Raw genomic sequence first — 23,157 nt, 5'->3', positions numbered from 1 at the left:
CGCAAGTCATTGAAAACACGCCCGATTCATCGCCCGCACACAGGATCTGTCTTGCGCGCGTGACCTATCCGCGCTACAATCTTCGGCTTCTCACTTGCCACACCGGTTCCGACGCCCGGGTGGCTTCTATCCAAAAGTCAGCACAAGGAGTGACACATGCGTCATTACGAAATCGTCTTCATCGTGCACCCCGATCAGAGCGAGCAAGTGCCCGCCATGATCGAGCGCTACAAGAGCACGATCACCTCGCACGGTGGCCAGATCCACCGCATCGAAGACTGGGGCCGTCGTCAACTGGCCTACATGATCGAGAAACTCGCGAAGGCTCACTACGTCTGCATGAACATCGAATGCGACCAGACCACGCTCGACGAACTGGAGCACGCGTTCAAGTTCAACGACGCCGTTCTGCGTCACCTCATCGTCAAGATGAAGAAGGCCGAAACCGGCCCGTCGCCGATGATGAAGGAAGTGCAGCGCGAAGAAGCCAAGAAGGCGGCTGCCCAGCCGACCGAAGCGCAGGCTTAATTAACGTAAGCCATCAGGATTCAAGCCACTCCGCGTGAACAGGCTTCAACTTACCGCGAGCGTCGTCGAACGCGAACCGGTGCGGTACACCCCCGCCGGCGTTCCGATCGCAAGCGTGACGTTGCAGCACCGCACGGAGGTCGTCGAAGCCGGCATTCCCCGCTTCGTCGAGCTCACGATGCCCGCGGTGGCGGCCGGCAAGGCCTGCGGTCTCGTGGAAAGCTGTGAGATGGGCGTGGAAGCGCTCTTCACCGGCTTTCTGGCGAAAAAGCACCGCAATGCGCGAACCCTGGTGTTTCACATCACCGAAATGCAAGGCACAGGAAAGGACTAATCATGCCCCGCCCGACTGGTAAGAAATTCGACAAGCGTCGTCAGCAACAAAACCCGCTCTTCAAGCGCAAGAAGTTCTGCCGCTTCACGGCTGCAGGCGTCGAGCAGATCGACTACAAGGACCTCGATACGCTGAAGGACTTCATCGGCGAAAACGGCAAGATCACGCCGGCTCGTCTGACGGGTACGAAGGCCCACTATCAGCGTCAGCTGGACACGGCTATCAAGCGCGCGCGTTTCCTCGCGCTGATGCCGTACACCGACCAGCACAAGGCCTAACAAGACGACGCGATAAGGAGCAATAGAATGCAGATCATTCTTCTGGAAAAAGTCGTCAACCTCGGTAACCTCGGCGACATCGTCAAGGTGAAGGACGGTTACGCACGTAACTTCCTGATCCCGAACAAGAAGGCACGCCGTGCTACGAAGGACGCAATCGCTGAATTCGAAGTCCGCCGCGCGGAACTCGAAAAGGTCGCCGCCGAAAAGCTGGCAGCAGCGCAAGCCGAAGGCGAAAAGCTGAACGGCCTGACCGTCCAGATCGGCCAGAAGGCCGGCGTGGACGGCCGCCTGTTCGGTTCGGTCACGAACGCGGACATCGCCGCCGCGCTCACGAAGCAAGGCTTCGCAGTGGAAAAGGCACAAGTGCGTCTGCCAGAAGGCCCGCTGAAGATGGTGGGCGACCACCCGGTGCAGGTTTCGCTGCACACCGACGTCCTCGTCGACGTCACGGTGTCGGTGCTGGGCGAGCACGCCTAAGTCCTCACGTGCGGTCCTTGCGGGCCGCGCGGTTTGACGCCGCATTTGACGCAAGACCTCAGGAAGGGCAGGAGCCGCAGGGCTTCTGCCTTTTTTGTTGTGCGCTGCCTCGCCGCGCGCTGCAAGTTTTCAAGCTTGTTCGAGGCATCCCCTTGTCCGATAATTGCCCTCCATGAACGCTCCGAAAGATCCCCAACTCGACTCGCTGAAAGTCCCGCCGCATTCGATCGAAGCCGAGCAATCGGTGCTTGGCGGCCTGCTGCTGGATAACGGCGCATGGGACCGGATTGCCGACTTCCTCTCGCAAAGCGACTTCTATCGCTACGATCACCGCATCATCTTCGAGCACATTGGCCGGCTGATCGCCGCCACGCGCCCGGCCGACGTGGTGACGGTGTATGAGGCGCTCGGCACCTCGGGCAAAGCGGATGACGTGGGCGGCCTCGCGTACCTGAACGCGCTCGCGCAGAATACGCCGAGCGCCGCGAACATTCGCCGCTACGCGGAAATCGTGCGTGACCGCGCGGTGTTGCGCCGCCTCGTTTCCGTCGCCGACGAGATTTCCGCCGACGCCTTCAACCCACAGGGCAAGGAAGTGCGTCAGCTGCTCGACGAGGCCGAGTCGAAGGTGTTCTCGATCGCCGAAGACGGCGCGCGCGGCACCCAGGGCTTCCTCGAGATCGGGCCGCTGCTCACGCAGGTCGTGGAGCGCATCGACACGCTCTATCACACGGCCAACCCGAGCGACGTCACGGGCACGCCCACGGGCTTCATGGACCTCGACCGCATGACGTCGGGCATGCACGGCGGCGAGCTGATCATCGTGGCAGGGCGCCCGTCGATGGGTAAGACCGCGTTCTCGATGAACATCGGCGAGTACGTGGCCGTTGAGTATGGCCTGCCGGTGGCGGTGTTCTCGATGGAAATGCCGGGCACGCAGCTCATCATGCGTATGCTCGGGTCGGTCGGCCGTCTGGATCAGCACCGCATGCGCACGGGCCGCCTGACCGACGAGGATTGGCCGAAGCTCACGCACGCCGTGCAGAAAATGAGCGAGGCGCAGATCTTCATCGACGAAACCGGCGGCCTGAATCCGATGGAATTGCGCTCGCGCGCGCGGCGTCTGTCGCGCCAGTGCGGCAAGCTCGGGCTCATCATCATCGATTACCTGCAGCTCATGAGCGGCTCGTCGTCGGGCGAGAACCGCGCGACCGAGATTTCGGAAATTTCGCGCTCGCTCAAGAGCCTGGCGAAGGAACTGGACGTACCGGTGATCGCGCTCTCGCAGCTGAACCGCGGTCTGGAACAGCGCCCGAACAAGCGGCCGGTGATGTCGGACCTGCGTGAATCGGGCGCAATCGAGCAGGACGCGGACGTCATCCTGTTCATCTATCGCGACGAAGTCTACAACCCGGACAGTCCCGACAAGGGCACGGCCGAAATCATCATCGGCAAGCAGCGTAACGGTCCGATCGGACCCGTTCGCCTCACGTTCCACGGCCAATACACGAAGTTCGATAATTTTGCCGGGGCGCAGACCTTCTACGGCGAATAACGCGAATCGTTGCGCGGCTTGCGCCAAAGTGGCGCAAATGCCGCGTTGGCGGCTGCCGATCCATGCGGCAGCTCTCGCCTGACGATACAATATTGCCGTTTTATGACAGCCAGCCCTGTCGCTTATTTTGCCGCTTAAATGCAGCGTAGTTGCCGCGAAGTTACCGCGAAGTTACCGCTTCGTGACGGCAATCCGAGACCAATTTCCGGGATACCAATGTTCGGTCGATTCATGCCCACCGAGGGCAAGTTCTTCGAAATCTTCAATGCGCATGCGAAATGCATCGTTTCCGCGAGCCGCGAACTCGAACTCCTGATCGATAACCTCGCTGACGCCGAGGTCCACAAGCAGAATGTGCAGGCCTCCGAAAAGGCCGCTGACAAGCTCACGCACGAGGCGATCGACCTGCTGCACAAGACCTTCATCACGCCGCTCGACCGCGACGAGATTCACAAGCTGATCACGACGATGGACGACTGCCTCGACCTCATGGAGGACGTCGCCACGGCCATTTCGCTCTACGACGTGCAAGCCGTGACCGCCGAGGCGAGCCAGCTGGCGCACGTGGTGACGGCCACGGCCGAGCGCGTGCAACTGGCCGTGGGGCTCCTCTCGGACATGAAGCAGGCGCGCGAAATCCTCAAGGCCTGTGAAGACATCGACCGCCTCGAGTCGGACGCCGACCGCCTGTTGCGCTCCGCCATCTCGAAGCTCTTCCGCGAGGAAGACAACGTCAAGACGCTGATCAAGCTGAAGGCGATCTACGAACTGCTCGAAGCGATCACGGACAAGTGCGAGGATGTCGCGAACATCATCGAAGGCATCGTGCTAGAGAACGCCTGAGCGAACTGCGATGCAATCGATACAACTCGCTCTCTGGGCGGTCGCGACGCTGGTCGCCATCGCGCTCGTCTTCGACTTCATGAACGGTTTTCATGACGCGGCGAATTCCATCGCCACGGTCGTGTCCACGGGTGTTCTGAAGCCGCAGCAGGCGGTGGCGTTCGCCGCCATGTTCAATGTGATCGCCTATTTCGTGTTCCACCTGAAGGTGGCGCAGACAGTCGGCAAGGGCACCATCGACCCCGATATCGTCGACCACTACGTGGTGTTCGGCGCCTTGATGGGCGCGATCGGCTGGAACGTGCTCACCTGGTACTACGGCATCCCGTCGAGTTCGTCGCATGCGCTGATCGGCGGTCTCGTGGGCGCGGCGCTCGCGAAGTCGGGCTGGGGCTCGCTCAATTTCGACGGCCTCATGAAGACCGTGGCGTTCATCTTCATCTCGCCGCTGCTCGGCTTCATCCTGGGTTCGCTGTTCATGCTCACGGTGTCGTGGCTGTACTTTCGCACGCCGCCAAGCAAGGTCGACCGGCGCTTCAGGCGCCTGCAGCTGCTTTCCGCGAGCCTCTACAGCCTCGGGCACGGCGGCAACGACGCGCAGAAGACCATCGGCATCATCTGGATGCTGCTGATCGCAACGGGCTACTCGGCGATCGGCGCGGACGCGCCGCCCATCTGGGTGATTGGCGGCTGCTATCTGTCGATGGGTCTCGGCACGCTGTTCGGCGGCTGGCGCATCGTGCGCACGATGGGTCAGAAGATCACCAGGCTCAAGCCGGTGGGAGGTTTCTGCGCGGAAGCGGGCGGGGCGCTCACGCTCTTCACGGCTTCGTGGATGGGCATTCCCGTTTCGACCACGCACACGATCACCGGCGCGATTGTCGGCGTTGGCGCGACGCAGAAACTCAGCGCGGTGCGCTGGGGCGTGGCGGGCAACATCGTCTGGGCCTGGGTGCTGACCATACCGGCCTCCGCCACGCTGGCCGCGGCCGCGTGGTGGCTCGGTCACCGCTTCATGTAAAACCTGCGGCGCCTTCGGGCGCCGCAGTGCTTTTGAGGCCTTGCTAGCGCGCCGACATGTGCCTCAGTTCAGATCAGCGGCGTGCTCGCTCCATCCATCGGGATGAGCGCGCCGGTGACGTAGCTCGCCCGGCGGCTCGCGAGGAAGAGCGCGACATCGGCAATTTCCTCCGGCTTCGCGTAGCGCCCGAGCGGCACCTTCGACTCGCCGCTCGCCAACGCCTCCTGCGCGCCGACGCCCGTACGTTGCGCCTCCAGCTGAACGGCCTCCTGCAGCCGCTCCGTAAGCGTGGCGCCGGGGTTGATCGCATTGATGCGGATGCCGTAGCGCGCATGGTAGTGCGCGAGGCCCACGGTCGCGAGCATCAACGCCGCGTTGGCCGCGCCGCCCGCGATATGGATGTCACTCGCGAACTTGCCGCCCATGCCGATGATGTTGACGATCGCCCCGGGCTCCATGCTCTCGCCCGACTTGATCCGCTGCACCATGCGGCGCAGCACTTCCTGCTGCGGGTAGATGTAGGGGAAATATTTCGCCTCCATCGTGGCCCTGAACGCGTCCGCATCGAGCGTTTCCGGGTCGTAGCGGCGTGCGGCGCCCGCGCTGTTGACGAGGATATCGATGGGGCCGACCGCGGTGGAAACCTCTTCGACCACGTCGGCAGCGCTGTGCGCTTCGTGCAGGTCCGCGCGCGTGAGGTGCACGTGCAGGCCAACGCTTGCCAGTTGCTCGCGGGCGCGCGCGAGATTGGCGGGGTCGCGCGAGACGATCGCCACACGGGCGCCTTCCTGCGCAAAGGCGCGCGCGCAGGCAAGGCCGATGCCCTTGCTGCCGCCCGTCACGAGTACCACCTTGTTGCTGAGTCCAAGATCCATCGTCGCCTCGCCTCGCTGCGCGAAAGTATGAAGAACGGTCCCAAGAAGATAGCAGAGGCGCGGGGCGTCGCAAACCGCTGGGAGCAAGACTCGCCGTCCGGCCAGGGGCAACGTGCCGCTCGGCGCCGCCGCGGGGCCGCTTCAGTCGCCGCTGTTGGCAAAGCGCGCGATGGGATCGTCGCTGGACTGGGTCGGGGCGGGGGTGGCTGAGCCGGCTGTCGAAGCGCGCATGATCTGCGCGCTTCCCGCAGCCGGCGGTGCCGCCTGGATCGGCGTCGAGCCCAGTTGGCCGGCCTGGCGCGCCGCTGCGCTTGCCGTGGGCGGCGGAGGCTCGAAGGCGTCGGCGGCGGCATCGATGGCGTCGCGCGGTGCGCTAGCTGCGGGATTGGCGGCATAGGCAGGCGCGTTGTTGCCGGGTGTAACCGCGGGCGCGAGCGCGTCGCGCGCCTGCATTTGCGCCGCACCGGGCGAGGCGGGGGGCGGCTCGAAGGCATCGGGCGGGGCGGCGGAAGCCGTCGTGGTGGCGGCCGGCGCTGCCGCATAGGCCGGCTGCGGTGCGGCGACCATGCGGTTCTGGCTTGCGGCCGCGGCTCGCGGCGCGGGCTGGGCCGCCGCAGCCGGCGCGACGCTTGCCATCGCGGCAGCCGGTGGCGCGGCGTTCGCGCCAGGCAAGCGTTCGGCCGGCGTAGACGCTTCCCAGGTCGGCGTCTCGAAAGGCGTGCGTTTGGGCGGCGCCATGCGGCGGATCCCGTCGAAGCGCTTCGCCCAGTAGGGGTTGGTCAGATAGTCGAGTCGCACCGTACCGCCGGTCGAAGGCGCGTTGACGAAGCGCAGGTTGCCGACGTATATCCCGACGTGAGAATGCGGCCGCCCGGTCGTATTGAAGAAGACGAGATCGCCGGCGGCGATCTCGTCGGGCTCGATCGTTTCGCCGCGCAGGCTCATTTCGGCCGTGGTGCGGGGCAAGTCCACCGAGGCCGAGCGCGCCAGCACGTATTTGACGAGACCGCTGCAATCGAAGCCGCTATCGGGCGTATTGCCGCCCCAGCGATACGGAATGCCCACGAGCCCCATCGCCTGGATCGAGATTTCCTCGCGGCCCACGCTATGATCGACGAAATTGGGAAAGCCCGGGGGCTTCGTGCGCCACGCGTTCTCGCCGGCAGACGAACCGCTGCGCGATACCTTTTGCGGCGCGCTGGAGCACGCGGCAAGCAGGACTGCGATCAAAAGCGCAAACCAGAGTCGACGCATGAAGCGGATGCGGCGCGCGCGACGCGTGCGCCATCGGGAAAACGGGACATGGGCGGATGGTAGCCCGCCTGTCAGGGCTTTCGCAAGAATTCTTCACAACTTACTTGAAGTTCGTGCGCCAACTGTTGTGCCTGGGGGACGCCCTCGGGACGCCCTCGCAATAAAAAAGGACCGTATCCGGTTGCCCGGATACGGTCCTCGCCCTGTGCATGGGCGCCCTCGAAAGGCGGCGCCCGGAGAATGGATTACAGGATATCGGAGGCGTAATCGGCGAGCCGCGAGCGTTCGCCGCGCGCAAGCGTCACGTGGCCGCTGTGCGCCCAGCCCTTGAAGCGATCCACCACGTAGGTGAGGCCGGAACTGCCTTCGGTCAGATACGGCGTGTCGATCTGCGCGATGTTGCCGAGACACACGATCTTCGTGCCCGGGCCCGCGCGCGTGACGAGCGTCTTCATCTGCTTGGGCGTGAGGTTCTGCGCCTCGTCGATGATCAGATACTTGTCCACGAACGTGCGGCCGCGCATGAAGTTCATGCTCTTGACCTTCAGGCGCGAGCGAATCAGCTCCTGGGTCGCGGCGCGGCCCCATTCGCCGGCGGCGTCGTCGGTCTTCTGGAGGACTTCGAGGTTGTCGTCGAAGGCGCCCATCCACGGCTGCATCTTTTCTTCTTCGGTACCCGGCAGGAAGCCGATGTCCTCGCCAACCGGCACGGTCGCGCGCGTGACGATGATCTCGTTGTAGCGCTTTTCGTCGAGCACTTGCGCGAGGCCCGCCGCGAGCGCGACGAGCGTCTTGCCCGTGCCGGCCTGGCCGAGCAGCGTGACGAAGTCGATCTCCGGGTTCATCAGCAGGTTCAGGGCGAAGTTCTGCTCGCGGTTGCGCGCCGTGATGCCCCACACGTTGTTCTTGTGGTGGCCATAGTCGCGCAGCGTCTGCAGGAGCGCCGTCTTGCCGTTGAGCTCGCGCACGATCGCATGGAACGCCGGTTCGCCGTTCTGCGGCTCGAGGTAGACGAACTCGTTCACGAGCATCGAGAGGCATTCGGGACCTGTCACGCGGTAATACGTCGTGCCGGTCTTGGTATCCTGCCAGGACTCCATGCCCTTGGCGTGCTTCGACCAGAAGTCCTGCTGGAGCGCGCGTACGCCCGAGTAGAGCAGGTCCTTGTCTTCGAGAACCTGGTCGTTGAAGTAGTCTTCCGCGGGCAGGCCGAGCGCATGGGCCTTGATGCGCATGTTGATGTCTTTCGACACCAGCACGACGAGGCGGTCCGGCCGGTCGCGCTGCAGCGCGCGCACCACGCCGAGGATCTGGTTATCGGCTTTGCCCTGGGGCAGGCCGTCGACCGGATCGATATGCGTGAGCGTGGTCTGGAAGTACAGGCGCCCAAGCGCCTCGCGGCTGCCGAGGCGGCCAAGCGAAATGCCTTCCGAGATCGGGCCGGCATTGGCGACCAGCTGGTCGAGCGTGCGGCTCACCTGGCGCGCGTTGCGCGCGACTTCCGACATGCCCTTCTTGTGGTTGTCGAGTTCTTCCAACGTCATCATCGGCAGATAGACGTCGTGTTCCTCGAAACGGAACAGGCAGGTCGGGTCGTGCATCAGCACGTTCGTGTCGAGCACGAAAAGCTTCTGGACTTCGGTGCTCTCTTCGGGATGCACGCGTTTTTTCGCGCCGGCGCGCGCGGCAGGCGCAGCGGCGCCGCCTGAGGCTTTTGCCGAGGCGGGTTTGCCGCCGCGCGCAACGGGTGTCTCGTCGCCGGTGCGGGCCTCGAGCGGCTGCAGCAGCGCGGCCGTGACCTGCCTGTTGTTGCGCTTGTTGCGCGCGGGTGCCGGTGCGACCGGTTCGAGCGCAGCCAGTTCGGCGCTGGCGCTCGAAAGCGGCACCGTGCGCAAGGTGGTGGCGGCGTTGGCGGCCTGCGTCATCGGCTCGGCAACGCTGCCGGGGCCGTATTCGGCAACGTCGGCAGCGTCGTTCTCGCTCGCGGCCTTGCGTGTGCTGCGCGTCGTGCGGGCACGCGCCTTGTATTCTTCGGGCGGCAGCAGGTTGCCGAGCTTGCTGGGGGGAGTAGGCAAAGGCATGGTGTCCCTCGAAAAAATCGGGTCGAGTGGTCGCGGGGTTACCCAGTAAGGCGCGCTTTCGGGCGGTGCGTGCGGGTGCCGGGTAGGCCCCCGTCGTTACTGCGCAAGGTGCGCGCTCAGGTCAGAAAATGCCGGTTCGCCTGGTTTTCGATCAGCTCCTTGACGTTTGCGCGCGCCGGGTCGCAAAGCCGGCGCGAACAGGGAGAAAAGCGGGAGAGAACAGCATGGAACAAACAAAAAAGCCGCCGCCCCGGATGACGAGGCAAGCGGCTTCACTTCGGTGTTGTCCCGTTGCCTCGGATACGCACTTCCGGTCATGCCATGACCGGCTGCGAAACCGCCGCAACGCGACGTAAAAAGGGTTGGACAGGCACTCATTGCAGCCCAATATAACGCTCCTCAAAGCGCTTGTACAGCCTCCAGAACGTCCTCGACATGGCCCGGGACCTTGATGCCGCGCCACTCCTGGCGCAGCACGCCGGCCGCGTCGATGAGAAAGGTCGAGCGTTCGATCCCGCGTACCTGTTTGCCATACATTTTCTTCAATTTGATGACGTCGAAGAGCGTGCACAGCGCTTCGTCGGCATCCGATACCAAGGTAAACGGCAGTTCCAGCTTGGCCTTGAAGTTATCGTGAGAGCGCACGCTGTCGCGCGACACGCCCACGATCTGCGCGCCGGCCTTTTTGAACTTCGGATAGAGGTCGCGGAATTGCAGGCCTTCGGTCGTGCAGCCCGGCGTGTTGTCTTTCGGATAGAAGTACAGCACCACCTTGCTGCCCTTCAGGCTCGAAAGCGTGAAGTCGCCGCCGGTAGCGGGGGCGGTGAAGTCCGGAACGGCGTGGTCGACTGCGATGGTCACGTCAGGCACGTGGCTCTCCCTTTGTTATTGGCTGGCATTGCCGCTGCGCGCGGCGCCGTTGCGCCGGGACGGCGTGCCGCCCGCGGCGAGGGGTGTTGCGTGGGCGCGGGTCCTGGCAGGCACCGAGCGGCGCGCGGGCGGCGATTTCAGTCGGGCTGCACGATCAGCTGGCCGGAGCGGCCGGCGATCTCGCCCCAGGTGACAGGGTACGATGGCAGCGAATCCGGGTCCAGCGTCGCATGGTAGTCGCCCATCGTGGCAAACGTATGGCCTTGCGCGCGCCAGCCGGCGAGCAGCTGCTCGAACACCGGTGCGAGCTTCTGGCCTTCGAGTTCGGCGTGCAGCGTGAAGACCTGGTCGTGCGGATTGTTTTCAGTCCGCTTGAGCATCCATGCCGCGACCGTATCGGTATCGACGCCGTCGACACCGAGCACCTCGTCGAGCGTGGGCAGCGTGGTGGGCATTTGCACGTGGTTCAGCGTGCGGCCCGCCACTACCGGACGGTAGGGCGAATGACCGCGCCCGTCGGAGGCGTAGCGCATGCCCCACGCGTCGATCTGCCCGAAGGCGGCCTCGTTCATCTGCCAGCCCGCCGCGCCATGCGTGACGGGCGGCGTGCCGAAGATCCGCGTGAAGCGGTCGTGGCTCTTCTGCATCTGGCGCGCGGTCCATTGCGCGTCGCGCTTGCGCACGTTGTCCTGCCAGTACACGTGATCCCACGTATGGATGCCGCACTCGAAGCCGGCTTCGTGAATCGCGCGCATTTCGGCCGCGGCCTCCACGCCGATGTCCGGGCCCGGCAGCAGCACGCCGTACATCAGCTGCTTCACGCCGTAGTGCTCGACCACCGACGTGCGCGAAACCTTCTTGAGGAAGCCCGGCCGCAACACGCGGCGCAGCGCCCAGCCCGTGTGATCCGGGCCGAGGCTGAACAGGAACGTGGCGCGCGCCTTGTAGCGGTCGAAAATGCGCGCGAGATTCGGCACGCCTTCGCGCGTGCCGCGCAGCGTGTCGACGTCGATTTTCAGGACGATGCGGGCCAAGTGGCGAAGACCTTTCTCTGACGCTTAATGTTGCTCGACGAGCGCACGCGCTTCGGCCACGTGGCCGCGGTACGCTTCGAAGATCTTGCGCAGCGCTTCGTCGAAGGTCGACTTCGGCGCCCAGCCGAGTTCCTGCTTCGTGTTGTCGATCTTCGGCACGCGGTTCTGCACGTCCTGATAGCCCGCGCCGTAGTATGCGCCCGACGACGTTTCGACGAGCTGCACCTGCTTCGCCGATTCCGCGTATTCGGGGAATTCGGCGGCGAGCGAGAGCATCTTGTGCGCGAGTTCGCGCACCGAGAAGTTGTTGGTCGGATTGCCGATGTTGTAGATCTTGCCGGTGGCGACGCCGTTCTTGTTCTCGATGATCTTCATGAGCGCTTCGATGCCGTCGTCGATGTCGGTGAACGCCCGCTTTTGCGCGCCGCCATCCACGAGGCTGATGTTCTCGCCGCGCACGATGTGGCCGAGGAACTGCGTCACGACGCGCGACGAACCTTCCTTCGGCGTGTAGATCGAGTCGAGGCCCGGGCCGATCCAGTTGAACGGACGGAACAGCGTGAAGTTCAGGCCTTCCATGCCGTAGCCCCAGATCACGCGGTCCATCAGCTGCTTCGAGCACGCGTAGATCCAGCGCGGCTTGTTGATCGGACCGTAGGTGAGGGCGGACGCGTCCGGGTCGAACTGCTCGTCCGCGCACATGCCATAGACTTCCGACGTCGACGGGAAGACGAGGTGCTTGCGGTACTTCACGGCCGAACGCACGATCGGCAGGTTCGCTTCGAAGTCGAGTTCGAACACGCGCAGCGGCTGCTGCACGTAGGTGGCGGGCGTCGCGATGGCGACGAGCGGCAGGATCACGTCGCACTTCTTGACGTGGTACTCGACCCACTCCTTGTTGATCGTGATGTCGCCTTCGAAGAAGTGCATCCGCTCATGCTTGACGAGGTCGCCGAGGCGATCCGTCTGCATGTCCATGCCGAACACTTCCCAGTTCGTGGTTTCGAGGATGCGTTTGGAGAGGTGGTGGCCGATAAAGCCGTTCACACCCAGGATCAGAACTTTTTTGGTCATGGACGGGGGACAGATGAAATGAGTTCGGAGAACGCGGCGGGGCTGACGACGGTCTCCTGACCGTCGTGCGCATGCCGCAGCTCGTGGATCGCGATGGCGCGTGCGTCGCCGCAGACGGCGAAAAGCGCATTATCGCTTACGTGGATGCCGACGGGCAATCCGGCGAGGGGGCGGACCCTTTCGGCGTCTTGCGAACCGGGGTGCACGAGACGCGCGCGGGCGATCACGAAACGCGCGTTGCCGATGTCGGTGAACGCGCCCGGATAGGGCGGCGCGACGGCGCGGATCAGGTTGTACACGTGCTGCGCGCTCTCGCCGAAATCGATGCGGCCGTCCTCCGGCTTGCGCCCGCCGTAATAGCTGCCGCGGGTGAGATCGTTCGGCAGATGCGGCGCCTCGCCCGCGATCAGCGCGGGCAACACGCGCCAGAGCGTCTGCTCGGCGGCGACCGTCACCTTGTCGAAGACCTGCGCAGCGGTGTCGTCGGGCAGGATCGGCACCGGGGTTTGCGCGACGATCGCGCCCGCGTCGGGCTTCGCGGCCATTTCGTGGAGCGTCGCGCCCGTTTCGGTTTCGCCGTTGAGGACGGCCCAGTTCGTCGGCACGCGGCCGCGGTATTTCGGCAGGAGCGAGCCGTGCACGTTGTAGGCGCCGCGCCCGGCGAGGGCGAGCAGGTCCACGGGCAGCATGTGCCGGTAGTAGAACGAGAAGATGAAATCCGGGCGCGCCGCGGAAACGGCCGCGCGCAGCCCGGCGCTCTTTGGGTCGGCGGGCGTGACGACCTCGATGCCATGTTCCTCGGCCACCGACTTCACGCTGCCGAACCAGATGTTCTCGGTCGGGCTGTCTTCATGCGTGACGACGAGCGCAACGTCGACGCCGCCCGCGAGCAACACCTGCAGACAGCGCACGCCCACGTTGTGATACGCGAAGACAACGGCGCGCGGCTTCATTGGCCAGCTCCTTCGTTGGCGGGGTTCGTGGCGGCGGGCCTTGCAGCCGCACCCGCCGCTCGCGCGGGTTCGGCCGGCTGCGCGAACGCGGCGGCCTGCATGAAGTCCTGGCGCGGCGAATCGGCGACGGAGCGGCCATTGCGCTCCTCGAGGATCGTCTGGATCAGGTAACGCGGACGCGCGCGCACCTGCTGATAGATGCGGCCGATATACTCGCCGAGCAGACCGAGCGCGAAGATGATCACGCCGAGCAGGAAGAACGTGATGGCGAAGAGCGTGAACACGCCTTGCACTTCCGCGCCGAGCACGAAGCGGCGAATCAGCAGCAGCAGGAAGAGGCCTGCCGAGCCGAGCGAGAGAATCACGCCGATGAACGAGAGCCACTGCAGCGGCACGACGGAGAAGCCCGTCACGAGGTCGAAATTCAGGCGAATGAGGCTATAGAGCGAGTACTTCGATTCGCCCGCGAAGCGCTCCTCGTGCGCCACCTCGACCTCGACCGGGTTCTGCGAGAACGTGTAGGCGAGCGCCGGAATGAACGTGTTGATTTCGCCGCAGCGGTTGATCGTGTCGATGATGCGGCGGTCGTACGCGCGCAGCATGCAGCCCTGGTCGGTCATCTTGATGCGCGTGATGCGCTCGCGCAGACGGTTCATCGCCTGCGAAGCCTTGCGCCGCCAGAGGCTGTCCTGGCGCTGCTTGCGGATGGTGCCGACGTAGTCGTAGCCCTCGCGCATCTTCTCGACGAGCTTGCCGATTTCCTCGGGCGGATTCTGCAGGTCGGCGTCGAGCGTGATGACGATCTCGCCGCGGGCCTGCTCGAAGCCCGCGAGAATCGCCATGTGCTGGCCGTAGTTGCCGTTGAGCAGAATCGCGCGCGTGGTATCGGGCCGCGCGCGGAACTGCTCCGCGAGCATCGCGGCCGAGCGGTCGCGGCTGCCGTCGTTGATGAAGATCACTTCGTACGAGGTGCCGAGCTTGTCGAGCGCCGGATACAGGCGCGCGAACAGCGCGGGAAGGCCAGCTTCCTCGTTGTAGACCGGAATGATGACCGAGACTTCCGGCGTGTCCGGGGTCAAGGTGCCTTGTTCCGTTTGACTCATGTGTGCGTCGATTCCGTTATTGGATGCTGCGGTTTGCTGCGTGCGCAAGTCGGCGGCGCGTGTGCTGCGCCGTCCGCCTGCGTTTGCCCTGTGTCGACCAGATTTGGCGCTTTAGCGCCGCTGGTCCCATGCCCGTCAGGGCGGCTCCATCCAGTCCCCGACTTGCGTTACTGCCTCTAGCCTTTATACCGACGGCTTCGCAAACTTTGCGCAGATCTCGTTCACCGCGCCGCATACGCGCACCACGTCGGCTTCGGTCATCTGCGTGAAGAGCGGCAGCGTGACCGTGCTCGCGCCGAAGCGCTCCGCGTGCGGGAACATGCCCGCCCTGAAACCACGCTCGCGGTAGAGCGTGAAGAGGTGGATGGCCGGGTAATGCACGCCCGAGCCGATGCCGCGCTCCTTGAGTTCGCCCATGAAACCGGCGCGGTCGATCGCGAGCTTCTCGAGCGGCAGCGTGATCTGGAACATGTGCCAGTTGCTGTTGGCGAAATCGGCGAGCGGCAGGCCGACGCCGAGCTTGACCGCCGCGCCGCCTTCGAAGCCCGCGAAGTAAGCCCGCGCAAGTTCGCGGCGCTGCTGGATGAAGCGCTCGATGTGCTTGAGCTGGCCGAGCCCGACGCGCGCCGCCACATCCGTGAGATTGTACTTGCCGCCGAGCACGTCGCAGTCCATGCCGTCGAAGCCCGTGCGCGTAATGCCCTGGAGGCGGTACTTCTGCGCGAGCACGGCTTCGGCCTCGTCATTGAGGACGAGCGCGCCGCCTTCGATCGACGTGAGGTTCTTGTTGGCGTGGAAGCTGAACGAGACGATGTCGCCGATCGCGCCGATTCGCTTGCCATTCCAGCTCGAGCCGAACGCCTGCGCGGCGTCCTCGATCACGCGCAGCCTGTGCTGGCGGGCGATCGCGTAGAGCCGGTCCATGTCGACGGGCAGGCCCGAGAGAAAGACCGGGATGATGGCTTTCGTCTTCGGCGTGATGGCGGCTTCGAGCTTGTCGAGGTCGATGTTGCGCGTGACGGGATCGATGTCGGCGAACACCGGTGTCGCGCCGACTTCGTAGACCACATTGCTGGTCGCGACCCATGAGGCGGGCGTGGTGATGACTTCGTCGCCGGGACCCACGCCGGCAAGGCGCAAACCGATCTCGAGCGTCGCCGTGCCCGAGTTGAAGGTGCGCACGGGACGGCCGCCGCAGTACTCGGAGAGCGCCGCTTCGAACGCCTGGTTCTGCGGGCCGGTCGTGATCCAGCCCGAGCGCAGCACCTCGGCGACGCCCTGGATGGTCTCCTCGTCGATTTCGGGGCGCACGAACGGCAGGAACGGAAGGGTCGACTGCGGGGTCGACTGCGGGGATGACTGGGTCATGGGTGCTTTGCTCTTTGCTCGTCAGAAAGTGGGGCCGGGCAACAAGGCTGCCGCGGCGCATCTTGCGAATTGCTTATGTGGGCGCAATGCGCCGCGCTGCAAGCGGCCTTGCCGCGCGCGCCAGAATCGCGTGCGCCGCGGCGCGTCAGCTGCGCGCCAGCACGAACACGCCGATCAGGATGATGCCGATGCCCACGAGCCGCTGCACGCTCAGCACCTCGCCGAACAGATACCACGCCGCGAACGCATTGACCACGTAGCCGAGCGAGAGCATCGGGTAGGCGATCGAGACGTCCACGCGCGAGAGCCCGACGATCCACACGACCACGCTGAACACGTAGCAGGTGAGCCCGCCGAGAATGGGCACTTGCGTCGCGAGCTTCAAGCCGATGGGCAAGATGTTCGCACGGCTGAATTCGAAGTGTCCAACGGCATTGACACCCGCTTTCAGCAACAGTTGCGCACACGCGTTGAGGCCGACGCCGGCGAGGATGCAGATGAGGGAAATCGGATTCATCGGAAAGGGCGGTTCAACAGGTTATCGGGTGGTGGCGGGGGCTGGCCCGGCCTGCGCGGGCCCGGCCTACGCGGCCCGGCCCAATTATCGCGCATGCGCCAATTGGGGCCAGGAAACGCTCAGGATTGCGGCTTTTCAACGATCACGCGCCGCGCGTCGCGGGCGATCACCTGCATCGGCAGGCCCTGCGCAGCCAGTTCTTCGTAGCGCTTCACCGGAATCAGCGCGAGCGCATAGCGGTCGGACTTCCAGCGTGCCTCCCAGTCGGCGATGGTCGGCACCCATTTTTGCGGCTCCTGGGAGATGCCGAAGGCCAGCTCGTCGGTGACCTCGACCATCGTCATCGTATGGCGCACGTAGAAGGGCAGGGTGTGGTCGAGTACGCCCACCGAGTAGAACGGCGTGTCGGGCGGCAGCTTCGCGATGGCGGCGCGCACCGCGGGCGCGAGCGGCGCGCCGGAACTCAGGGTGCCGAACACGTCGTGGCCTGTGCCCGCAATGGTCGCGAGAAGCAGCCACGCGGTGCCGAGCGCGAGCGCCGGCGCGCGCGCGCCGGTTTCGGGCGTGCGCTTCGCCCGGTTCAGGCGCAGGCCGACCATGGTGACGACGAAGGCCACCGCGGCCGCGGCGAACACCCAGACCTGAAACTCACGATAGAGCGCGTTCGGATTGCGCGCGTCGCCGAACCGCGTGAGCACGAACGAGCCTGCCATCAGCACGACGGCGAGGACCGCGTAGCCCGCGAGGTGCCGGTTCCACTGGGCGCGCGTCATGACCGGCAGATACATGCCGATGACGAGCGCAACGGGCGGCGCGATCGGCAGGACGTAGGAGACGAGCTTCGAGTGCGAGGCGCTGAAGAACAGGAAAATGAACACCGTCCACACGAGCATCAGCATGACGGGCGAGAACCCGTTGGGCTGACGCGGCGCGCGCAGCGCATGGCGCACGCTCTGCACGCTCACCGAGAGCCACGGCAGGAATCCCACCAGCATGACCGGCACGAAGTAGTAGAAGGGGCCGGGGCGGTTCTGCGCGGGCGTGAGGTAGCGCTGGAACTGCTGGACGATGAAGAAGAAGTTGAAGAACTCGGGGTTGCGCTGCTGCACGAGGATGAACCACGGCGAAACCATCGCGAAGAACAGGATCAGGCCGCTCACGAGATAGAGGCGCTTCCAGAGCGCCCAGTCGCGCGCAACCGCGGTATAGAGCACGAGCACGGCACCCGGCAGGATCAGGCCGACGAGGCCCTTGGACAGCACCGCCATCGCCATGGCCGCCCAGCACACCCACATCCACAGCCGCGCGTTCGCTTTGGGCAGGTTCGGACGCTGCGCGAGCAGCAGCGCGCACAGCGTGAGCTGCATCCAGAACGACAGGCCCATGTCGAGCGTGTTGAAGTGGCCCATCAGGTTCCAGTACGGCGCGCAGGCGAGCACGACCGCGGCGAAGAAGCCCGTGGCGGCATTGAACACGCGTGCGCCGGTGAAGCCGATCAGCAGCACGCCGGCGAAGCCGGTGAGCGCCGTGTAGAGGCGCGCCTGCCACTCGCCGATGCCGAACCACGCGAACGTGAGCGCGTTCATCCAGGTTTGCAGCGGGGGCTTTTCGAAATACTTGTAGCCGTTGTAGCGCGGCGTGATCCAGTCGCCGCTCGCGAGCATTTCGCGCGCCATTTCGGCGTAGCGGCCTTCGTCGCTCGGCAGCAGGTGGCGCCAGCCGAGCGGCAGGAACCAGATCACGGCGAGGGCGAGGATCAGGAGCAGGATCGCGCTGCGGTTGAGCGGTAGCCTGGATGGCGTATCGTTCATGGGTTTCAGCCTGTTCTTGTTGCTGTCGTTGCGGTCATTGCAGTCGGGGTGCGAAGCGCGCGCTGGCCGCGCGCGGCATGCGGGCCGCGTCCGGCGCGCGCTACGCACGCGGCGCGCAAGTGTACTACGCCGCCGTGCGGCGACCTGATGGCAAGCTTAAGGCGCGTCAGCTTTCGATCAGAAGCGCGGCCGCCACACGGCGGCCTTCGGCCATGAGGATGTTGTAGGTGCGGCAGGCGGCCTTGAAGTCCATCGCCTCGACGCCGATGCGCTTTGCGGCGAGCGCCGCGGTCAGGCGCGGGTGCGCAAAGCGCAGCCGCTCTCCGCTGCCGAATACGACGACTTCGGGGTTCAGCGGGAGAAGCATCTCGAAGAGTTCGGGCGTGAGGGCGTCGAACGATTGCACCGGCCAGGGGGTGACCGGCGATTCGGGCATCACGATAATGCTGCCCGTATGGCGTTCGAGGTTCACTTCGACGTAGTCGGCGCCGTAACCGGTCACGGTGTTCAGCGCGGCGCTGGAGTCCTGGTGTAGTTTCAAAACGGGGTTCCGGGGTAAGCGGGGTAAGGACAGGTCGGGTGCGCAAGCGAGGAGGCGCATATCCTGTGCCGACGCCGGCCGCGGCGCGAACCGCCTTGTCACCCGCTTCGCGACCCGCCTCCTGGCCGATTGCGCATTGCGGAAGTTGGTCAAAATCCGCTAAATTATAACTTTTTGGCCGCCGCTGCGGCGGCGCCCGCGGCTAGACTGCGCCGGTAGACGACCGGTGGGCCACCAGGCGCGCCATCCGCGCATCGGGCGAGGGCAGCCACAAGCTGCCGGACGGGCCTGGGTGCTCCGGCGGTCAGCGTGTTTTCCGTGGCATCGCGCGTGCGCCCGGCGCTCCCCTCGTAGTCGTGCACGGCTTTTGTCCCGCCGGGGGCGCCCCCCGGCTCTCTTGCCTGTCCCGTCCGCCAAGGCGCCATCCGCCGGCCCGGTCGACGGCATTCCAGCCTGTTCCAGCCCTTTTACCGCGTCTTATTTGCCTGTGGCCCTGACGATTCTCTGACCGCTTCTCTGACCGATAGCCCGCCGTGAAACCGATTCTCAAATCCAACAAGCTCCAGAACGTTTGCTACGACATCCGCGGGCCGGTGCTCGAGCACGCGAAGCGCCTCGAAGAAGAAGGCCATCGCATCATCAAGCTGAACATCGGCAATCTCGCGCCGTTCGGTTTCGACGCGCCCGATGAGGTCATTCAGGACATGATCCTGAACCTGCCGGGCTCCTCGGGGTATTCGGATTCGAAGGGCGTGTTCGCCGCGCGCAAGGCGATCATGCATTACGCGCAGCAAAAAGGCATCAAGGGTGTCGAGCTCGACGACATCTACATCGGCAACGGCGCGTCCGAACTGATCGTCATGGCCATGCAGGCGCTCCTGAACGACGGCGACGAAGTGCTGCTGCCCGCGCCCGACTATCCGCTCTGGACGGCGGCGGTGAGCCTCTCGGGCGGCACGCCGGTGCACTACATCTGCGACGAATCGAACGCGTGGATGCCCGACCTCGATGACATCCGCTCGAAGATCACGCCGAACACGCGCGCGATCGTCGTCATCAACCCGAACAACCCGACCGGCGCGCTCTATTCGGACGACCTGCTGCGCGGGCTCGTTGCGATCGCGCGCGAGCACGGCCTGATCCTGTTCGCCGACGAGGTCTACGACAAGATCATCTACGACGGCAAGACGCACACGGCGCTCGGCTCGCTCTCGGAAGACGTGATCACCGTCACGCTCAACAGCCTGTCGAAGAGCTATCGCGCGTGCGGCTACCGCGCAGGCTGGATGTTCCTCTCGGGCATGACGGGCGAGAACCGCCGCCGCTCGAAGGACTACACCGAGGGCCTCGGCATTCTCGCCTCGATGCGCCTGTGCGCGAACGTGCCGGGCCAGTACGCGATCCAGACGGCGCTGGGCGGCTACCAGAGCATCAACGAGCTGATCCAGCCGGGCGGGCGTCTCTATCGCCAGCGCGAACTGGCGTACAACATGCTCACGGCCATTCCGGGCGTGACCTGCGTGAAGCCCGAGGCGGCGCTCTACATGTTTCCGCGCCTCGACCCGAAGCTCTATCCGATCGAGAACGACCAGCAGTTCATCCTCGACCTGCTGCTGCAGGAGCGCGTGCTGCTCGTGCAGGGCACGGGCTTCAACTGGAAACAGCCGGACCACTTCCGCGTGGTGTTCCTGCCGAACGTCGACGACCTGACCGATTCGATCAACCGCATCGCGCGCTTTCTCGACGGTTATCGTCAGCGGTACGGTATCTGAGCCAGTCACACGCATTCCCTTTTCAAACACTTGGACGAACACACGCTGCATGGATCCGATCAAAGTAGGTCTGCTGGGCTTCGGCACGGTGGGCAGCGGCACCTTCACGGTACTGCGCCGCAACCAGGAAGAAATCAGACGCCGCGCGGGCCGCGGCATCGAGGTGGCGCGCATCGCTGTGCGCAACCCGGCGAAGGCCGCGGCGGCGCTCGGCAGTGAGGCCGGCAGCGTCGAGCTGACGACCGATTTCAACGCCCTGGTCGACGATCCCTCGATTTCGATCGTCGCCGAAATGATCGGCGGCACGACGCTCGCGAGGGATCTCGTGCTGCGCGCCATTGCCAACGGCAAGCATGTCGTCACGGCGAACAAGGCGCTGCTGGCGGTCCACGGCACCGAGATCTTCGAAGCGGCGCGCGCCCGGGGCGTGATGGTCGCGTTCGAGGCGGCGGTGGCCGGCGGCATCCCCATCATCAAGGCGCTGCGCGAAGGCCTCACGGCCAACCGCATCCAGTACATCGCCGGCATCATCAACGGCACGACGAACTACATCCTCTCGGAAATGCGCGAGCGCGGGCTCGACTTCGCGACCGCATTGAAGGGCGCGCAGGAACTGGGCTACGCGGAAGCCGATCCGACCTTCGACATCGAAGGCGTGGACGCCGCGCACAAGGCCACGATCATGAGCGCTATTGCGTTCGGCGTGCCGGTGCAGTTCGATAAGGCCTACGTGGAAGGCATCAGCAAGCTCGATGCCATCGACATCAGGTACGCGGAAGAACTGGGCTATCGCATCAAGCTGCTCGGCATCGCTCGCCGCACCGATCGCGGCATCGAACTGCGCACGCACCCCACGCTGATCCCGGCCAAGCGCCTGCTCGCGAACGTGGAAGGCGCGATGAACGCGGTGGTCGTGCATGGCGACGCCGTGGGCACGACCCTGTACTACGGCAAGGGCGCGGGCGCCGAGCCGACGGCGTCCGCCGTGGTGGCCGATCTCGTGGATGTGACGCGCCTGCACACGGCCGACCCTGAGCACCGCGTGCCGCATCTGGCATTCCAGCCGGACAGCCTTTCGAACACGCCGATCCTGCCGATCGACGAAGTCACGAGCGGCTATTACCTGCGCTTGCGCGTGGCGGACCAGACCGGCGTGATGGCGGCCATCACGCGCATCCTGGCGGACAGCGGCATCTCGATCGACGCGCTGCTGCAAAAGGAAGCCGAGCAGGTCGACGCGCAAGGCAAGGCGGAAACCGACATCATCCTGATCACGCACGAGACGATCGAGAAGAACGTCAACGCGGCGATCGCGCAGATCGAAAAGCTCGCGACGGTCAAGTCGCCGGTCACGAAGCTGCGCATGGAAGGACTGAACTAAGGCGAATCTGGAACTGCTGCCATGAATTACGTATCTACGCGCGGCGCGGGCGCCGGCGAGCATCATTCGTTTTCCGACATCCTGCTGGGCGGCCTCGCGCGCGACGGCGGCCTGTATCTGCCGGCCGCGTACCCGCAGATCGGCAAGGAAGAACTGGCGCGCTGGCGCGGCCTTTCGTACGCGGATCTCGCGTTCGAGATCCTCTCGAAGTTCGCCGGCGACATTCCGGCCGAGGATCTGCGCGACATCACGCACCGCACCTACACCGGCGAGACGTACCGCAACGTGCGCCACGGCGAAGACGCGAGCAAGATCACGCCGCTCACCACGCTTGGCGAGGAAAACGGCGCGCAGCTCTCGCTGCTCGAACTCTCGAACGGTCCGACGCTCGCGTTCAAGGACATGGCGATGCAGCTGCTCGGCAACCTGTTCGAGTACGCGCTCGCGAAGGCCGGCCAGGAGCTGAACATTCTCGGCGCGACGTCGGGGGACACCGGCAGCGCGGCTGAATACGCCATGCGCGGCAAGAAAGGCGTGCGCGTGTTCATGCTTTCGCCGCACAAGAAGATGAGCGCGTTCCAGACGGCGCAGATGTTCAGCCTGCAGGATCCGAACATCTTCAACCTCGCCGTGGAAGGCGTGTTCGACGATTGCCAGGACATCGTCAAGGCGGTGTCGAACGACCACGCGTTCAAGGCGCAGCAGAAGATCGGCACGGTCAACTCGATCAACTGGGCGCGCGTCGTGGCCCAGGTCGTGTACTACTTCGCCGGCTACTTCGCGGCGACGAAGTCGAACGGCGAGCGCGTCTCGTTCACGGTGCCCTCGGGCAACTTCGGCAACGTGTGCGCGGGCCACATCGCGCGCATGATGGGCCTGCCGATCGAGAAGCTCGTGGTCGCGACCAACGAGAACGACGTGCTCGACGAGTTCTTCCGCACCGGCATTTATCGCGTGCGCGGCTCGGCCGAGACGTATCACACGACGAGCCCGAGCATGGACATCTCGAAGGCGTCGAACTTCGAGCGCTTCGTCTACGACCTGCTCGGCCGCGATCCGGCGCGCGTGACGCAACTGTTCCGCGACGTCGAGGAAAAGGGCGGCTTCGATCTCGTGGCGAGCGGCGACTTCGCGCGCGTCAGGCAGTTCGGCTTCGTTTCGGGCCGCAGCAGCCACGACGACCGCATCGCCACGATTCGCGACATCTACGCGCGCTACAGGACGATGATCGACACCCACACGGCCGACGGCGTGAAGGTCGCCCGCGAACACCTGCAGCCGGGCGTACCGATGATCGTGCTCGAAACCGCGCAGCCGGTGAAGTTCGGCGAGACGATCCGCGAAGCGCTGGACCGTGAGCCGGAGCGTCCGGCGGCGTTCGAAGGCATCGAGGCGCTGCCGCAGCGTTTCGAAGTCGTGCCTGCCGACGCCCGGCGCGTGAAGGACTATATCGCCGCTCATACGGCGCACTGATCGGCGCAGCC

22 protein-coding genes are annotated in these 23,157 nt (G+C 65.0%); 10 read left to right on the top strand and 12 right to left on the bottom strand.

Annotated elements, in window-relative coordinates; genetic code table 11:
• The first annotated feature begins 156 nt into the window (after nucleotides 1-156).
• From rpsF to C7411_RS11655, 7 genes are all read left to right on the top strand, one after another.
• Nucleotides 157-528: a 30S ribosomal protein S6 gene (gene rpsF, locus C7411_RS11685; RefSeq protein WP_027818337.1), complete on the top strand. Its 372-nt coding sequence runs from the start codon at nucleotides 157-159 to the stop codon at nucleotides 526-528.
• A 34-nt stretch (nucleotides 529-562) separates the two neighbouring features.
• A complete protein-coding gene (gene priB, locus C7411_RS11680) occupies nucleotides 563-862 on the top strand; it encodes a primosomal replication protein N (RefSeq protein WP_028204898.1) in 300 nt (99 codons plus the stop codon).
• Nucleotides 863-864: 2 nt separating this feature from the next.
• Nucleotides 865-1,140, top strand: coding sequence for a 30S ribosomal protein S18 (rpsR, locus tag C7411_RS11675; RefSeq protein ID WP_110384466.1), 276 nt, complete (start codon nucleotides 865-867; stop codon nucleotides 1,138-1,140).
• A 27-nt stretch (nucleotides 1,141-1,167) separates the two neighbouring features.
• Nucleotides 1,168-1,620 (top strand): 50S ribosomal protein L9, encoded by a 453-nt coding sequence (gene rplI / locus C7411_RS11670; protein WP_110384465.1) that lies wholly within the window; start codon nucleotides 1,168-1,170, stop codon nucleotides 1,618-1,620.
• 172 nt (nucleotides 1,621-1,792) lie between these two features.
• Entirely contained in the window at nucleotides 1,793-3,175 is a 1,383-nt protein-coding gene (locus C7411_RS11665) for a replicative DNA helicase (RefSeq protein WP_042268636.1), read from the top strand.
• A 216-nt stretch (nucleotides 3,176-3,391) separates the two neighbouring features.
• Nucleotides 3,392-4,018: a DUF47 domain-containing protein gene (locus tag C7411_RS11660; RefSeq protein WP_042268637.1), complete on the top strand. Its 627-nt coding sequence runs from the start codon at nucleotides 3,392-3,394 to the stop codon at nucleotides 4,016-4,018.
• A gap of 10 nt (nucleotides 4,019-4,028) precedes the next feature.
• On the top strand, nucleotides 4,029-5,039 hold the full coding sequence (locus tag C7411_RS11655) for an inorganic phosphate transporter (RefSeq protein ID WP_042268638.1): 1,011 nt from the start codon (nucleotides 4,029-4,031) through the stop codon (nucleotides 5,037-5,039).
• A gap of 68 nt (nucleotides 5,040-5,107) precedes the next feature.
• Here the strand turns inward: C7411_RS11655 and C7411_RS11650 are convergent, their stop codons facing one another.
• The 12 genes from C7411_RS11650 to C7411_RS11595 form a co-directional block, all read right to left on the bottom strand.
• A complete protein-coding gene (locus C7411_RS11650; protein WP_110384464.1) occupies nucleotides 5,108-5,914 on the bottom strand; it encodes an SDR family oxidoreductase in 807 nt (268 codons plus the stop codon).
• 141 nt (nucleotides 5,915-6,055) lie between these two features.
• The gene (locus tag C7411_RS11645; RefSeq protein WP_110384463.1) at nucleotides 6,056-7,168 is read right to left on the bottom strand and encodes a C40 family peptidase; all 1,113 of its coding nucleotides are present in this window, start codon (nucleotides 7,166-7,168) and stop codon (nucleotides 6,056-6,058) included.
• A 245-nt stretch (nucleotides 7,169-7,413) separates the two neighbouring features.
• The gene (locus C7411_RS11640; RefSeq protein ID WP_110384462.1) at nucleotides 7,414-9,249 is read right to left on the bottom strand and encodes a PhoH family protein; all 1,836 of its coding nucleotides are present in this window, start codon (nucleotides 9,247-9,249) and stop codon (nucleotides 7,414-7,416) included.
• 399 nt (nucleotides 9,250-9,648) lie between these two features.
• Nucleotides 9,649-10,110, bottom strand: coding sequence for a peroxiredoxin (locus C7411_RS11635; RefSeq protein WP_110384641.1), 462 nt, complete (start codon nucleotides 10,108-10,110; stop codon nucleotides 9,649-9,651).
• 146 nt (nucleotides 10,111-10,256) lie between these two features.
• Nucleotides 10,257-11,153, bottom strand: coding sequence for a polysaccharide deacetylase family protein (locus C7411_RS11630; RefSeq protein ID WP_110384461.1), 897 nt, complete (start codon nucleotides 11,151-11,153; stop codon nucleotides 10,257-10,259).
• Nucleotides 11,154-11,177: 24 nt separating this feature from the next.
• On the bottom strand, nucleotides 11,178-12,227 hold the full coding sequence (locus C7411_RS11625) for a bifunctional UDP-4-keto-pentose/UDP-xylose synthase (RefSeq protein WP_110384460.1): 1,050 nt from the start codon (nucleotides 12,225-12,227) through the stop codon (nucleotides 11,178-11,180).
• A complete protein-coding gene (locus C7411_RS11620) occupies nucleotides 12,224-13,180 on the bottom strand; it encodes a formyltransferase (RefSeq protein ID WP_110384459.1) in 957 nt (318 codons plus the stop codon). The genes C7411_RS11625 and C7411_RS11620 overlap by 4 nt, the downstream gene beginning before the upstream one ends.
• Entirely contained in the window at nucleotides 13,177-14,283 is a 1,107-nt protein-coding gene (locus tag C7411_RS11615) for a glycosyltransferase (protein WP_243413125.1), read from the bottom strand. The genes C7411_RS11620 and C7411_RS11615 overlap by 4 nt, the downstream gene beginning before the upstream one ends.
• 183 nt (nucleotides 14,284-14,466) lie before the next feature.
• Nucleotides 14,467-15,651, bottom strand: a complete 1,185-nt coding sequence (locus tag C7411_RS11610) for a DegT/DnrJ/EryC1/StrS family aminotransferase (RefSeq protein ID WP_110384458.1) — start codon at nucleotides 15,649-15,651, stop codon at nucleotides 14,467-14,469.
• Nucleotides 15,652-15,796: 145 nt separating this feature from the next.
• Complete coding sequence (locus C7411_RS11605) at nucleotides 15,797-16,168, bottom strand: SMR family transporter (protein ID WP_028204911.1); 372 nt, start codon at nucleotides 16,166-16,168, stop codon at nucleotides 15,797-15,799.
• Between the two features lie 119 nt (nucleotides 16,169-16,287).
• Nucleotides 16,288-17,979 carry a glycosyltransferase family 39 protein gene (locus C7411_RS11600; protein ID WP_110384457.1) on the bottom strand — a complete coding sequence of 564 codons (1,692 nt, stop codon included), beginning with the start codon at nucleotides 17,977-17,979 and terminating at the stop codon, nucleotides 16,288-16,290.
• Between the two features lie 166 nt (nucleotides 17,980-18,145).
• Complete coding sequence (locus C7411_RS11595) at nucleotides 18,146-18,520, bottom strand: Mth938-like domain-containing protein (RefSeq protein ID WP_042268647.1); 375 nt, start codon at nucleotides 18,518-18,520, stop codon at nucleotides 18,146-18,148.
• A 533-nt stretch (nucleotides 18,521-19,053) separates the two neighbouring features.
• On the opposite strand from C7411_RS11595, the gene C7411_RS11590 reads away from it, so the two are divergent.
• Genes C7411_RS11590 through thrC form a run of 3 tightly spaced genes read left to right on the top strand, consistent with a single transcriptional unit; the run spans nucleotide 19,054 to nucleotide 23,146 of the window.
• Nucleotides 19,054-20,292 carry a pyridoxal phosphate-dependent aminotransferase gene (locus tag C7411_RS11590; RefSeq protein WP_110384456.1) on the top strand — a complete coding sequence of 413 codons (1,239 nt, stop codon included), beginning with the start codon at nucleotides 19,054-19,056 and terminating at the stop codon, nucleotides 20,290-20,292.
• A gap of 49 nt (nucleotides 20,293-20,341) precedes the next feature.
• Nucleotides 20,342-21,673, top strand: a complete 1,332-nt coding sequence (locus tag C7411_RS11585) for a homoserine dehydrogenase (RefSeq protein WP_110384455.1) — start codon at nucleotides 20,342-20,344, stop codon at nucleotides 21,671-21,673.
• Between the two features lie 21 nt (nucleotides 21,674-21,694).
• Nucleotides 21,695-23,146, top strand: a complete 1,452-nt coding sequence (thrC, locus tag C7411_RS11580) for a threonine synthase (protein WP_110384454.1) — start codon at nucleotides 21,695-21,697, stop codon at nucleotides 23,144-23,146.
• Nucleotides 23,147-23,157 lie beyond the last annotated feature (11 nt).

It is taken from the genome of Paraburkholderia silvatlantica, assembly GCF_003096715.1.
GTDB lineage: Bacteria > Pseudomonadota > Gammaproteobacteria > Burkholderiales > Burkholderiaceae > Paraburkholderia > Paraburkholderia silvatlantica.
This window is presented reverse-complemented; position numbering and strand designations above follow the sequence as displayed.

Bases quoted from the DNA above. Each gene is read 5' to 3' on its own strand.
- rpsF (WP_027818337.1), top strand. From the start codon at position 157: ATGCGTCATTACGAAATCGTCTTCATCGTGCACCCCGATCAGAGCGAG.
- rpsR (WP_110384466.1), top strand. From the start codon at position 865: ATGCCCCGCCCGACTGGTAAGAAATTCGACAAGCGTCGTCAGCAACAA.
- rplI (WP_110384465.1), top strand. From the start codon at position 1,168: ATGCAGATCATTCTTCTGGAAAAAGTCGTCAACCTCGGTAACCTCGGC.
- C7411_RS11665 (WP_042268636.1), top strand. From the start codon at position 1,793: ATGAACGCTCCGAAAGATCCCCAACTCGACTCGCTGAAAGTCCCGCCG.
- C7411_RS11660 (WP_042268637.1), top strand. From the start codon at position 3,392: ATGTTCGGTCGATTCATGCCCACCGAGGGCAAGTTCTTCGAAATCTTC.
- C7411_RS11655 (WP_042268638.1), top strand. From the start codon at position 4,029: ATGCAATCGATACAACTCGCTCTCTGGGCGGTCGCGACGCTGGTCGCC.
- C7411_RS11650 (WP_110384464.1), bottom strand. From the start codon at position 5,914: ATGGATCTTGGACTCAGCAACAAGGTGGTACTCGTGACGGGCGGCAGC.
- C7411_RS11645 (WP_110384463.1), bottom strand. From the start codon at position 7,168: ATGCGTCGACTCTGGTTTGCGCTTTTGATCGCAGTCCTGCTTGCCGCG.
- C7411_RS11640 (WP_110384462.1), bottom strand. From the start codon at position 9,249: ATGCCTTTGCCTACTCCCCCCAGCAAGCTCGGCAACCTGCTGCCGCCC.
- C7411_RS11625 (WP_110384460.1), bottom strand. From the start codon at position 12,227: ATGACCAAAAAAGTTCTGATCCTGGGTGTGAACGGCTTTATCGGCCAC.
- C7411_RS11620 (WP_110384459.1), bottom strand. From the start codon at position 13,180: ATGAAGCCGCGCGCCGTTGTCTTCGCGTATCACAACGTGGGCGTGCGC.
- C7411_RS11615 (WP_243413125.1), bottom strand. From the start codon at position 14,283: ATGAGTCAAACGGAACAAGGCACCTTGACCCCGGACACGCCGGAAGTC.
- C7411_RS11610 (WP_110384458.1), bottom strand. From the start codon at position 15,651: ATGACCCAGTCATCCCCGCAGTCGACCCCGCAGTCGACCCTTCCGTTC.
- C7411_RS11605 (WP_028204911.1), bottom strand. From the start codon at position 16,168: ATGAATCCGATTTCCCTCATCTGCATCCTCGCCGGCGTCGGCCTCAAC.
- C7411_RS11600 (WP_110384457.1), bottom strand. From the start codon at position 17,979: ATGAACGATACGCCATCCAGGCTACCGCTCAACCGCAGCGCGATCCTG.
- C7411_RS11585 (WP_110384455.1), top strand. From the start codon at position 20,342: ATGGATCCGATCAAAGTAGGTCTGCTGGGCTTCGGCACGGTGGGCAGC.
- thrC (WP_110384454.1), top strand. From the start codon at position 21,695: ATGAATTACGTATCTACGCGCGGCGCGGGCGCCGGCGAGCATCATTCG.